Here is a 12,607-nt window from a genome sequence, read left to right as displayed (position 1 = left end):
CCACCACGACCGGACCGCACCCGCCGCACACCCCGTCGCACCGCCCCCTCTCGCGCCCCGGGGCCAAGAGGGGCACCTAGAAGAACACCGACCGCCGCTGCACCAACAACTTGTACAGCGTGTGCTGGATCTGCTCCCTGACCTGATCGGTCAGGTTGAACATCAGCATCGGGTCGTCCGCCGCCTCCGGCGGATAACCGTCCGTCGGGATCGGCTCGCCGAACTGGATCGTCCACTTCGTCGGGAGCGGAATCGCCCCCAGGGGGCCCAGCCACGGAAACGTCGGCGTCAGCGGGAAGTACGGAAAGCCCAGCACCCGCGCCAGCGTCTTCGCGTTACCGATCATCGGGTAGATCTCCTCCGCCCCGACGATCGAGCACGGAACGATCGGGGCGCCCTGCCGCAGCGCCGTCGAGACGAACCCGCCGCGCCCGAACCGCTGCAGCTTGTACCGCTCGCCGAACGGCTTCCCGATGCCCTTGAACCCCTCCGGCATCACCCCCACCAGTTCCCCCTGCGTCAGGAGCCGTTCGGCGTCCTCCGCACAGGCCAGGGTGTGCCCGAGCTTGCGGGCGAGCTCGTTGACCACGGGCAGCACGAACACCAGGTCCGCCGCGAGCAGCCGCAGATGACGGCCGGCCGGATGGTGGTCGTGGACGGCGACCTGCATCATCAGACCGTCCACCGGCACCGTCCCGGAGTGGTTGGCGACGATCAGCGCACCGCCCTCCGACGGGATGTTCTCGACGCCCTTCACCTCGACCCGGAAGTACTTCTCGTACACCGGTCGCAGCAGGGACATCAGGACCTGGTCGGTGAGCTCCTCGTCGTAACCGAAGTCGTCGACGTCGTAGTCCCCGGTGAGCCGGCGGCGCAGGAACGCCAGACCGCTCGCGACCCGCCGCTCCAGACCGCCGGCTCCGCCGTCCGTGCCGCCGTCGGCCGGCTCCTGGGGCTGCTCGTCCACACCGGTCACCGGATCATCATCCCGCACGGGTGTCACGCCCGGCAGGGGCTGCACCTCCCCGACCGCCGCGGGCTGCGCACCGCCCTGGCGCCGGCCCCCCGCGCCCCGGCGGCGCGACGGGCGCTGCGCGGCGCCCCCACGCGAGCGGTGGTCGTCGTCGAACGGAATGACCTTGGCGTCCGCCATCGTTGCTGCGCTCCTCAGTTGGCGCTCTGCGTCGGGGAGTGACCGCTGCCCGGGAGGGGCAGCACGGCGATCCGGTCGACGGCCCTCACGATCGTCTCCGGCGGAAGCAGTCCGGGGCCGCGGCTGCGCACGAAGTCCGCAAACGTTTCGGCAGTCGAGTACTTCGGGGTGAAGCCCAGCGTCTCCCGCATCTGGTCCGTCGCCACCACCCGCCCGTGCGTGAGCAGCCGGATCTGCTCGGGCGAGAAGTCCGTCATCCCCAGCGTACGCACCAGCGCACCCGCCCAGGTGACCGCGGGAAGCAGCAGCGGCACGGTCGGCCGGCCCAGCCGCCGCGAGCACTGCGAGAGCAGCAGCACGCCGTCGCCGGCGATGTTGAAGGTGCCGCTGTTGAGCGTGGAGCGCCTCGGCTCGTGCGAGCCGATCCGCAGCACCTCGACGACGTCGTCCTCGTGCACGAACTGCAGCCGCGGATCGTAGCCGAACACGGTCGGCAGCACCGGCAGCGAGAAGTACGAGGCGAGCGGGCTGTCCGCGGCCGGGCCCAGGATGTTGGCGAACCGCAGCACGCACACGGCGACGTCCGGACGGCGGCGCGCGAAGCCGCGCACATAACCCTCGACCTCGGCCACGTCCTTCGCGAAGCCGCCGCTGGGCAGTGACTTGGGCGGGGTCGACTCGGTGAAGACCGCCGGATCACGGGGCGCGGAACCGTAGACGTTCGTACTGGACTTCACGACCAGCCGCTTGATGTTCGGGGACTTCTGGCAGGCACCCAGCAGCTGCATGGTGCCGATGACGTTGGTCTCCTTCAGCACGGTCCGGCCTCCGCTGCCGAGCGGCGTGCCCGTCACGTCGAGGTGGACCACCGTGTCGGCACCCGACTCGGCGAGCACCCGCGCGATGGTGGGCTGGCGGATGTCCGTCCGGACGAAGTCCGCGCCGCCCAGGTGGTGCTCGGGCGGGACCGCGTCCACGCCGACGACCCGGTCCACCTCCGGATCCCGCAGGATCCGCCGGACGAAACGGCCCCCCAGCTGACGGGCCACCCCGGTCACGAGCACGACCTTTCCCAAGATCAGCGCCTTCCTCTCGCCCTGCTCCCGACGGCCAACCTACCGGGTCGCCGTCGCTCTGTGGTGTCGGCCGGACGCTTGAAGTGACGACAGCCCCGGACGTACGAATGGCAGTGGCCCCCCACCGGAGTGCGGTGGGGGGCCACTGGACACGCTCTCGCGCTGTCGCTTACTTCTTGTTGCGACGCTGGACGCGCGTGCGCTTGAGCAGCTTGCGGTGCTTCTTCTTGGCCATCCGCTTGCGCCGCTTCTTGATAACAGAGCCCACGACTACCCTCGCTCACTTCTCATCACTCGGTGTTTGGGCGCCATGGGCCCACACGACCTACGAGGGGCTAGCCTACCCGCCCGAGCGCCGAGACCGTAATCGAGGTGACCGGGGAGGCCCACGAGTGCCCGGTGCGGACCTCCCCGGATCGCCGTCAGGCGGTTTCCACCCCCACGTAGCTCTCGCGGAGGTACTCGTGAACCGCTTGCTCCGGGACGCGGAAGGACCGCCCCACCCGGATCGCGGGCAGATGACCGCTGTGCACCAGCCGGTACACGGTCATCTTCGACACTCGCATCACCGAGGCGACTTCCGCCACGGTAAGGAACTGAACCTCGTTCAGAGGCCTCTCGCCAGCTGCAGCCATGACACACCTGAACCTTCCGCACTCGACGGCCACCGGCTTCCCCTTCCGGTGACTCTTCGTCGTTGCGTGCTCACTCCCCAATGTAGGGGCGGGTGATGCGAGTGGGGAAGAGGTGCACCCATCGGCGGCCTACTGTGACAGACACGCCCGATTGAGTACGTAGCGGGCCAGCGGCAGGTAGTGATCGGACCGCACGCCGTCATCAAGTGGAACGACGAGGGACACGACTCCCTCGGCCTCTCCGACGAACGGCGCGGGGTCGTTCACATCGGCCGGTCCCACAGCCTCGAACCCCAGCTGACCTGCTCCGCAGACCCAGCCGTGATCTCCGATCACCAGCTCCGGAAGCGGCCCGCCGGCGTCGGCCGCCACGGCGAGCGCGGTCCGAACCGGGAGGGGGGAGTGCGTGTGCGCGCCGGGCTCACAACCGGAGTGCCGCGCGGTCGCGCTCCGGACGAGCCCGACTCCCCGGACGTAGTCGAGGTTGTACGTGCGTAGACCGAACCTGGTCGTTATGTCGACACAGCGACCCTGCGCCGGGGTGAGGACGGCACATCCCGCCGCCGACAAGGCGTCTGCCAAAGCTGCGTAGAAGCCGAGCAGCCGGTGCGGGTGACCGGTGCCGAGCAGGACCGGCCCGCCACGCTCCGCAGCGACCGCCAGCCGCTCCGCGAGGGCGTCCAGGGCGGCCAGGGTCCGCCCGGGCTCGATCACATCATGGCCGAAGGTGTGCGCGGAATCGGCCGAAACCCCGCATCTGTCCGCCATCAGCGCGAGCAACTCCCGCTCGTCCCATACCCGTTCGGGATCCAACCCGATCAGCAGACGCGGGTCCCGGGCGGCGAACAACCGGTAGCTCCGCAGGCTCTCCTCCCGCGTGGTGCCCACGACCCCGGCGAGCCGGGCGGAGAGGAGATGCGCACGGAGCTCGGCGGTGGTCTGCACGGAAGAGATGGTGCGGGACACGGGAGGCGGGGCGCGGCCGGAACGGGCGAACACCGCACGGTCGGCGTAACGGACGCCGCCCTACGGCAGCAGCCCCCGCAACGGGAACACCGCGCGCCGCACCGCCAGGACCGCCTGGTCCACACGGTCCGCCGGGTCGTACCCCTCGTCCCACGCGGCCCAGGACACCGGCCACCGCCCGTCCGTCATCCGCCGCGGCGCCGGCTGCCGGGTCCGGGCGTACACCTCCTGCCGCCAGCTCTCGGGGATCACCGTCGTGGGCTCCACCGGCCGCTCGGCCGCGATCCCCACCAGATGGGTCCAGGACCGCGGCACCACCTCCACCACCGCGTAACCGCCGCCGCCCAGCGCCACCCACCGCCCGTCGGCGTACTCGTGCGCCAGCTCGTGGCACGCCACCTGCACCGCCCGCTGCGCGTCCAACGACACCGCCAGGTGCGCCAGCGGATCCTCGAAGTGCGTGTCGGCCCCGTGCTGCGTCACCAGCACCTGCGGCCGGAAGTCCGCGAGCAGCTCCGGCACCACGGAGTGGAACGCCCGCAGCCATCCCGCGTCCCCGGTCCCGGCCGGCAGCGCCACGTTGACCGCGCCGCCCTCCGCGCCGTCCGCCCCCGTCTCCTCCGGCCACCCGGTCTGCGGGAACAGCGTCCGCGGATGCTCGTGCAGCGAGATCGTCAGCACCCGCGGGTCCTCCCAGAACGCCGCCTGCACCCCGTCCCCGTGGTGCACGTCGACATCGACGTACGCGACCCGCTGCGCGCCCAGCTCCAGCAGCCGGGCGATCGCCAGCGCGGCGTCGTTGTACACGCAGAAACCGGAGGCCGCACCCGGCATCGCGTGGTGCAGCCCGCCCGCGAAGTTCACTGCGTGCGGCGCGTCCCCGCGCCACACCGCCTCCGCCGCGCCCACGGACTGCCCCGCGATCAGCGCCGACACCTCGTGCATCCCGGCGAACGCGGGGTCGTCCATCGTCCCCAGCCCGTACGACTGGTCCGCGGCCGTCGGGTCGGCCGACGCGACCCGCACCGCCTCGATGTAATCCTCCCGGTGGACGAGCCGCAGCGTCGACTCCCCGGCCGCCTTCGCGGCGACCACCTCCACCTCCCGGTCGAGTCCGAGGGCGCCCACCAGACTCCGGGTCAGCGCCAGCCGGACCGGGTCCATCGGATGGTCCCGGCCGAAGTCATAGCCCGTCACTGCCTCGTCCCACATCAGCCGCACGCGCCCGCTCATGCCCGCCACCGTATCGGTCCGGCTCCGCGGCGAACGACCTGGCGTACGCGAGCGTCACCAGGACCAACACCATCGGCACGAGCATCGCCCCGCGGTAGCTCCAGGCATCGCCGAGCGCCCCGACCAACGGCGAACCGATCAGGAAACCCACGTAGTTGAAGACGTTCAGCCGCGCCACGGCAGCGTCCGAAGCCCCCGGACGACCGCTCTCGAAAGCCCGCCGCCCGGCCGCCGCGAAGGTCTGCGGCACCAGCACGCACAGCCCGAGCCCCAGCAGTGTGAACCCCAGCATCCCCACCCACGCGCCGGACGCCCCGGCCACCACGGCGAACCCCGCCGCCGCCACCAGCGCCCCCGCCCGCACCACCGCCACGGCCCCGAACCGCCGCACCCCGACGTCCCCGACCGCCCGCCCCAGCAGCGTGGTGACCATGTACACGTTGTACGGAACGGTCGCCAGCTGCTCCGAGCTCCCCAGCACGTCCTGCAGGTACTTCGCACTCCAGTTGGAGACCGTCGAGTCCCCGATGTACGCCACCGTCATCACCAGGCACAGCGGCAACAGCCACGTGAGGCCACCGGCCGCCCGCTCGCCCCTCACGTTCTCCCGGACCGGCTCCTCATCCCCGTCGACGTACCACCGGCTTCCGGCCAACGCGGCCGGCAGCAGCACCAGCACCACCGGCAGGTACGACACCCACAACGCCAGGTCCCAGTGCGCCCCCGCCCACGCGAGCGATGCCCCGACGATCCCGCCCAGGCTGTACGCCGCGTGGAAACTCAGCAGGATGCTGCGCCCGTACGCCCGCTGCAGACTCACCCCGAGCATGTTCATCGACGCGTCCAGCGCACCCACGGCCAGCCCGAACACGGCCAGCGCCACACCGAGCCCCGCCATGCGCCCGCTCGCTCCGACGCCCAGCAGCGCCAGCAGCACCACCGGCTGCGACCACCTCAGCACCCGGCTCGGCGGCACCCGCTTCACCAGCCGCTCCGTGGTGACACTCCCGATGCCCGCCAGGATCGGCACGGCGGCGAGGAAGACCGGCAGCAGCGCGTCGGAGACCCCGTACCGGTCCTGGATGGCCGGAATCCGCGTCACCAGCAGAGCGAAGGCGACGCCCTGCACGAGGAAACCGAACGCCAGCGAGGCCCTGCCGCGCCGCAGCACATCAGTCATGGCGGCGAGCGTAGGGCTCGGGGGTACCGGTGGGTAGGTCCGGTCAAAGATGGATCTCCCTCAGCTTCACGCCCGTGCGAGCAGAGGCAGCAACTCCCCCATGTCCTCGAAGAGTCGTGTCGCCCCGGAGAGCTTCCCCGCGGGCGTCATCGCGGTGAACCCGTACACGTCCATCCCGGCCGCGACCGCCGCCCGGACACCCAGCGGGCTGTCCTCGACGACCGCACACCGCTCGGGTGCCACGCCCATCCGCTCGGCGGCGTACAGGAACAGGTCCGGGGCCGGCTTCCCCCGCCCCACATCCTGCGAGCTGAAGATCCGCTCGTCGTCGAACCACCGGTCGAGTCCGGTCGTGCGGTGCCCCACCCGGATCCGCTCATGGCTTCCGGACGAGGCCACGCAGTACGGCACCCCGTCGGCGGTCAGCTCCTCGAGTACGCCCATGGCGCCGACGACCGGCTTCAGCTCCCGCTCGAACGCGGCGAAGACCCGGGCGTGGAACACGTCGTCGAAGTCCGCCGGCAACCGTCGTCCCGTCCGTTCCTCGACGAGATCGTGCACGCGGTGCATGGCGGAGCCCATGTAGTCACGGATGGAGTCCTCGTACGAGGTCGGATGGCCGAGTTCGGTGAGATAAGCGGCCAGGAGCCGGTTGGAGATCGGCTCGCTGTCGACGAGAACGCCGTCGTTGTCGAAGATGACGAGGTCATAGCGCATGACCTCGACCCTAAACGCAGAAAACCCCGCACCGTACGGTGCGGGGTTTTCTCACTATTTGTTCGGCGGCGTCCTACTCTCCCACAGGGTCCCCCCTGCAGTACCATCGGCGCTGTAAGGCTTAGCTTCCGGGTTCGGAATGTAACCGGGCGTTTCCCCTACGCTATGACCACCGAAACACTATGAAACAGACAACCGAACCATGCCTGACCTGGCATGGGGCCGTTCGTGGTTTCAGAACCAACACAGTGGACGCGAGCAACTGAGGACAAGCCCTCGGCCTATTAGTACCGGTCAACTCCACACGTTACCGTGCTTCCATATCCGGCCTATCAACCCAGTCGTCTACTGGGAGCCTTACCCTCTCCAGGAGGTGGGAGTCCTCATCTCGAAGCAGGCTTCCCGCTTAGATGCTTTCAGCGGTTATCCCTCCCGAACGTAGCCAACCAGCCATGCCCTTGGCAGGACAACTGGCACACCAGAGGTTCGTCCGTCCCGGTCCTCTCGTACTAGGGACAGCCCTTCTCAAGACTCCTACGCGCACAGCGGATAGGGACCGAACTGTCTCACGACGTTCTAAACCCAGCTCGCGTACCGCTTTAATGGGCGAACAGCCCAACCCTTGGGACCGACTCCAGCCCCAGGATGCGACGAGCCGACATCGAGGTGCCAAACCATCCCGTCGATATGGACTCTTGGGGAAGATCAGCCTGTTATCCCCGGGGTACCTTTTATCCGTTGAGCGACGGCGCTTCCACAAGCCACCGCCGGATCACTAGTCCCGACTTTCGTCCCTGCTCGACCCGTCGGTCTCACAGTCAAGCTCCCTTGTGCACTTACACTCAACACCTGATTGCCAACCAGGCTGAGGGAACCTTTGGGCGCCTCCGTTACTCTTTAGGAGGCAACCGCCCCAGTTAAACTACCCATCAGACACTGTCCCTGATCCGGATCACGGACCCAGGTTAGACATCCAGCACGACCAGACTGGTATTTCAACGACGACTCCACCCGAACTGGCGTCCGAGCTTCACAGTCTCCCAGCTATCCTACACAAGCCGAACCGAACACCAATATCAAACTGTAGTAAAGGTCCCGGGGTCTTTCCGTCCTGCTGCGCGAAACGAGCATCTTTACTCGTAGTGCAATTTCACCGGGCCTATGGTTGAGACAGTCGAGAAGTCGTTACGCCATTCGTGCAGGTCGGAACTTACCCGACAAGGAATTTCGCTACCTTAGGATGGTTATAGTTACCACCGCCGTTTACTGGCGCTTAAGTTCTCAGCTTCGCCACCCCGAAGAGTGACTAACCGGTCCCCTTAACGTTCCAGCACCGGGCAGGCGTCAGTCCGTATACATCGCCTTACGGCTTCGCACGGACCTGTGTTTTTAGTAAACAGTCGCTTCTCGCTGGTCTCTGCGGCCACCCCCAGCTCAGAGCGCGAAGCTCATCACCGGTTGTGGCCCCCCTTCTCCCGAAGTTACGGGGGCATTTTGCCGAGTTCCTTAACCATAGTTCACCCGAACGCCTCGGTATTCTCTACCTGACCACCTGAGTCGGTTTAGGGTACGGGCCGCCATGAAACTCGCTAGAGGCTTTTCTCGACAGCATAGGATCATCCACTTCACCACAATCGGCTCGGCATCAGGTCTCAGACTATTGCCAGGCGGATTTGCCTACCTGACGTCCTACACCCTTACCCCGGGACAACCACCGCCCGGGATGGACTACCTTCCTGCGTCACCCCATCACTCACCTACTGCAAGTCTGGTTCGCCGGCTCCACCACTCCCCCTCACTCCGAAGAGATCAGGGGCGGCTTCACGGGCTTAGCATCGCCTGGTTCGATGTTTGACGCTTCACAGCGGGTACCGGAATATCAACCGGTTATCCATCGACTACGCCTGTCGGCCTCGCCTTAGGTCCCGACTTACCCTGGGCAGATCAGCTTGACCCAGGAACCCTTAGTCAATCGGCGCACACGTTTCTCACGTGTGAATCGCTACTCATGCCTGCATTCTCACTCGTGAACCGTCCACAACTGCCTTCCGGCGCTGCTTCACCCGGCACACGACGCTCCCCTACCCATCCACACAGGCGTTGGCCCTGTTGTGTGAATGACACGACTTCGGCGGTACGCTTGAGCCCCGCTACATTGTCGGCGCGGAATCACTAGACCAGTGAGCTATTACGCACTCTTTCAAGGGTGGCTGCTTCTAAGCCAACCTCCTGGTTGTCTCTGCGACTCCACATCCTTTCCCACTTAGCGTACGCTTAGGGGCCTTAGTCGATGCTCTGGGCTGTTTCCCTCTCGACCATGGAGCTTATCCCCCACAGTCTCACTGCCGCGCTCTCACTTACCGGCATTCGGAGTTTGGCTAAGGTCAGTAACCCGGTAGGGCCCATCGCCTATCCAGTGCTCTACCTCCGGCAAGAAACACACGACGCTGCACCTAAATGCATTTCGGGGAGAACCAGCTATCACGGAGTTTGATTGGCCTTTCACCCCTAACCACAGGTCATCCCCCAGGTTTTCAACCCTGGTGGGTTCGGTCCTCCACGAAGTCTTACCTCCGCTTCAACCTGCCCATGGCTAGATCACTCCGCTTCGGGTCTTGAGCGTGCTACTGAAACGCCCTGTTCGGACTCGCTTTCGCTACGGCTTCCCCACCCGGGTTAACCTCGCAACACACCGCAAACTCGCAGGCTCATTCTTCAAAAGGCACGCAGTCACGAGAACAAGGCAAGCCTTGCTCCGACGCTCCCACGGCTTGTAGGCACACGGTTTCAGGTACTATTTCACTCCGCTCCCGCGGTACTTTTCACCATTCCCTCACGGTACTATCCGCTATCGGTCACCAGGGAATATTTAGGCTTAGCGGGTGGTCCCGCCAGATTCACACGGGATTTCTCGGGCCCCGTGCTACTTGGGTGTTTCTCAAGCGAGCCGTACAGATTTCGACTACGGGGGTCTTACCCTCTACGCCGGGCCTTTCGCATGCCCTTCGCCTATCCATACGGTTTCTGACTCGCCGACCAGCCGGCAGACTGGTCAAGAGAAATCCCACAACCCCGTATGCGCAACCCCTGCCGGGTCTCACACGCATACGGTTTGGCCTCATCCGGTTTCGCTCGCCACTACTCCCGGAATCACGGTTGTTTTCTCTTCCTGCGGGTACTGAGATGTTTCACTTCCCCGCGTTCCCTCCACTTGCCCTATGTGTTCAGGCAAGGGTGACAGCCCATGACGACTGCCGGGTTTCCCCATTCGGACACCCCCGGATCAAAGCCTGGTTGACGACTCCCCGGGGCCTATCGTGGCCTCCCACGTCCTTCATCGGTTCCTGGTGCCAAGGCATCCACCGTGCGCCCTTAAAAACTTGGCCACAGATGCTCGCGTCCACTGTGCAGTTCTCAAACAACGACCAGCCACCCATCACCCCGGGACAGACTCCCGAGTGCACTGGGGCCGGCACTGAAGGCAGCCATACGGCCGTGCCCTCAGACACCCAACAGCGTGCCCGACACTCCTCGCTGACAAGATCCACGTTCCACGCCGAAGCAGTACTAGCGCTCTCATCCATCCGAAGTGTGCCGAGTAGTCAACGTTCCACCCATGAGCAACCAGCATCGGACGTGCGCCGATGTACTGGCCTCTGACCTCGCCCCGAAGGACTCGGTGAGAAGTGCTCCTTAGAAAGGAGGTGATCCAGCCGCACCTTCCGGTACGGCTACCTTGTTACGACTTCGTCCCAATCGCCAGTCCCACCTTCGACAGCTCCCTCCCACAAGGGGTTGGGCCACCGGCTTCGGGTGTTACCGACTTTCGTGACGTGACGGGCGGTGTGTACAAGGCCCGGGAACGTATTCACCGCAGCAATGCTGATCTGCGATTACTAGCGACTCCGACTTCATGGGGTCGAGTTGCAGACCCCAATCCGAACTGAGACCGGCTTTTTGAGATTCGCTCCACCTCGCGGTATCGCAGCTCATTGTACCGGCCATTGTAGCACGTGTGCAGCCCAAGACATAAGGGGCATGATGACTTGACGTCGTCCCCACCTTCCTCCGAGTTGACCCCGGCGGTCTCCCGTGAGTCCCCAACACCCCGAAGGGCTTGCTGGCAACACGGGACAAGGGTTGCGCTCGTTGCGGGACTTAACCCAACATCTCACGACACGAGCTGACGACAGCCATGCACCACCTGTACACCGACCACAAGGGGGGCACCATCTCTGATGCTTTCCGGTGTATGTCAAGCCTTGGTAAGGTTCTTCGCGTTGCGTCGAATTAAGCCACATGCTCCGCCGCTTGTGCGGGCCCCCGTCAATTCCTTTGAGTTTTAGCCTTGCGGCCGTACTCCCCAGGCGGGGCACTTAATGCGTTAGCTGCGGCACGGACGACGTGGAATGTCGCCCACACCTAGTGCCCACCGTTTACGGCGTGGACTACCAGGGTATCTAATCCTGTTCGCTCCCCACGCTTTCGCTCCTCAGCGTCAGTATCGGCCCAGAGATCCGCCTTCGCCACCGGTGTTCCTCCTGATATCTGCGCATTTCACCGCTACACCAGGAATTCCGATCTCCCCTACCGAACTCTAGCCTGCCCGTATCGACTGCAGACCCGGGGTTAAGCCCCGGGCTTTCACAACCGACGCGACAAGCCGCCTACGAGCTCTTTACGCCCAATAATTCCGGACAACGCTCGCGCCCTACGTATTACCGCGGCTGCTGGCACGTAGTTAGCCGGCGCTTCTTCTGCAGGTACCGTCACTTGCGCTTCTTCCCTGCTGAAAGAGGTTTACAACCCGAAGGCCGTCATCCCTCACGCGGCGTCGCTGCATCAGGCTTGCGCCCATTGTGCAATATTCCCCACTGCTGCCTCCCGTAGGAGTCTGGGCCGTGTCTCAGTCCCAGTGTGGCCGGTCGCCCTCTCAGGCCGGCTACCCGTCGTCGCCTTGGTGAGCCGTTACCTCACCAACAAGCTGATAGGCCGCGGGCTCATCCTGCACCGCCGGAGCTTTCGAACCCCGCAGATGCCTGCGAGGCTCAGTATCCGGTATTAGACCCCGTTTCCAGGGCTTGTCCCAGAGTGCAGGGCAGATTGCCCACGTGTTACTCACCCGTTCGCCACTAATCCCCACCGAAGTGGTTCATCGTTCGACTTGCATGTGTTAAGCACGCCGCCAGCGTTCGTCCTGAGCCAGGATCAAACTCTCCGTGAATGTTTACCCGTGATCGGGTTGCACATCACGAGAGCGGAACCACCGGAGGAATGATCCGGCGGTTCACAGCGTCCTCGCTGTGTGTTTCTTCAAAGGAACCTCAACCCGATCGAACCGACCGGGTCGGGGTATCAACATATCTGGCGTTGACTTTTGGCACGCTGTTGAGTTCTCAAGGAACGGACGCTTCCTTCGTACTCACCCTCTCGGGCTTTCCTCCGGGCGCTTCCCTTCGGTCTTGCGTTTCCGACTCTATCAGATCTTTCCGACCCGATTTCCTCGGTGCTTTCCGGGGTCCCGCTTCCGCGTTTCCCTTTCCGGCGGTTCCGACTCTATCAGATCCTTTCGGGCCTGATTCCCGGTCAGAGCGGGTTGTCTTCCCGGCCGTTGGGCCGTTCCGACGAGTGAGACTTTAGCGGATTC

At 65.3% G+C, this 12,607-nt stretch carries 8 protein-coding genes and 3 rRNA genes; all 11 read right to left on the bottom strand.

The features are described 5' to 3' along the window. Positions 1-76: 76 nt before the first annotated feature. Positions 77-1,153: a lysophospholipid acyltransferase family protein gene (locus ACZ8ZB_RS18975; protein ID WP_470738882.1), complete on the bottom strand. Its 1,077-nt coding sequence runs from the start codon at positions 1,151-1,153 to the stop codon at positions 77-79. A 14-nt stretch (positions 1,154-1,167) separates the two neighbouring features. Then, complete coding sequence (locus ACZ8ZB_RS18970) at positions 1,168-2,229, bottom strand: NAD-dependent epimerase/dehydratase family protein (protein ID WP_470738881.1); 1,062 nt, start codon at positions 2,227-2,229, stop codon at positions 1,168-1,170. 169 nt (positions 2,230-2,398) lie between these two features. Further along, on the bottom strand, positions 2,399-2,497 hold the full coding sequence (locus ACZ8ZB_RS18965) for a 30S ribosomal protein bS22 (protein ID WP_003948845.1): 99 nt from the start codon (positions 2,495-2,497) through the stop codon (positions 2,399-2,401). A 154-nt stretch (positions 2,498-2,651) separates the two neighbouring features. Continuing rightward, positions 2,652-2,864, bottom strand: a complete 213-nt coding sequence (locus ACZ8ZB_RS18960) for a helix-turn-helix domain-containing protein (RefSeq protein ID WP_004984898.1) — start codon at positions 2,862-2,864, stop codon at positions 2,652-2,654. A 129-nt stretch (positions 2,865-2,993) separates the two neighbouring features. Further along, the gene (locus ACZ8ZB_RS18955) at positions 2,994-3,809 is read right to left on the bottom strand and encodes a phosphatase (protein WP_470738880.1); all 816 of its coding nucleotides are present in this window, start codon (positions 3,807-3,809) and stop codon (positions 2,994-2,996) included. Between the two features lie 81 nt (positions 3,810-3,890). Beyond that, a complete protein-coding gene (locus ACZ8ZB_RS18950; protein WP_470738879.1) occupies positions 3,891-5,063 on the bottom strand; it encodes an acetoin utilization protein AcuC in 1,173 nt (390 codons plus the stop codon). Next, on the bottom strand, positions 5,014-6,243 hold the full coding sequence (locus ACZ8ZB_RS18945) for an MFS transporter (protein WP_470738878.1): 1,230 nt from the start codon (positions 6,241-6,243) through the stop codon (positions 5,014-5,016). Before ACZ8ZB_RS18945 ends, ACZ8ZB_RS18950 begins: the two co-directional genes overlap by 50 nt. A gap of 66 nt (positions 6,244-6,309) precedes the next feature. Beyond that, positions 6,310-6,960, bottom strand: coding sequence for an HAD family hydrolase (locus ACZ8ZB_RS18940; RefSeq protein ID WP_470738877.1), 651 nt, complete (start codon positions 6,958-6,960; stop codon positions 6,310-6,312). Between the two features lie 60 nt (positions 6,961-7,020). Next, a 5S ribosomal RNA gene (gene rrf / locus ACZ8ZB_RS18935) occupies positions 7,021-7,137 on the bottom strand. Between the two features lie 87 nt (positions 7,138-7,224). Next, positions 7,225-10,346, bottom strand: a 23S ribosomal RNA gene (locus ACZ8ZB_RS18930). A 311-nt stretch (positions 10,347-10,657) separates the two neighbouring features. Continuing rightward, positions 10,658-12,184: ribosomal RNA gene (locus ACZ8ZB_RS18925) — 16S ribosomal RNA — on the bottom strand. The 16S, 23S and 5S rRNA genes sit together here, the layout of an rRNA operon. Between the last annotated feature and the right edge of the window lie 423 nt (positions 12,185-12,607).

Source organism: Streptomyces sp. 12E (genome assembly GCF_055633275.1).
The sequence above is the reverse complement of the archived record's forward strand: the minus strand, read 5'-3'. Positions and strand labels throughout refer to the sequence as shown.

Excerpts from the sequence above, each read along its gene's own strand:
- ACZ8ZB_RS18950 (WP_470738879.1), bottom strand. The coding sequence starts at position 5,063 with ATGAGCGGGCGCGTGCGGCTGATGTGGGACGAGGCAGTGACGGGCTAT.
- ACZ8ZB_RS18975 (WP_470738882.1), bottom strand. The coding sequence starts at position 1,153 with ATGGCGGACGCCAAGGTCATTCCGTTCGACGACGACCACCGCTCGCGT.
- ACZ8ZB_RS18940 (WP_470738877.1), bottom strand. The coding sequence starts at position 6,960 with ATGCGCTATGACCTCGTCATCTTCGACAACGACGGCGTTCTCGTCGAC.
- ACZ8ZB_RS18945 (WP_470738878.1), bottom strand. The coding sequence starts at position 6,243 with ATGACTGATGTGCTGCGGCGCGGCAGGGCCTCGCTGGCGTTCGGTTTC.
- ACZ8ZB_RS18960 (WP_004984898.1), bottom strand. The coding sequence starts at position 2,864 with ATGGCTGCAGCTGGCGAGAGGCCTCTGAACGAGGTTCAGTTCCTTACC.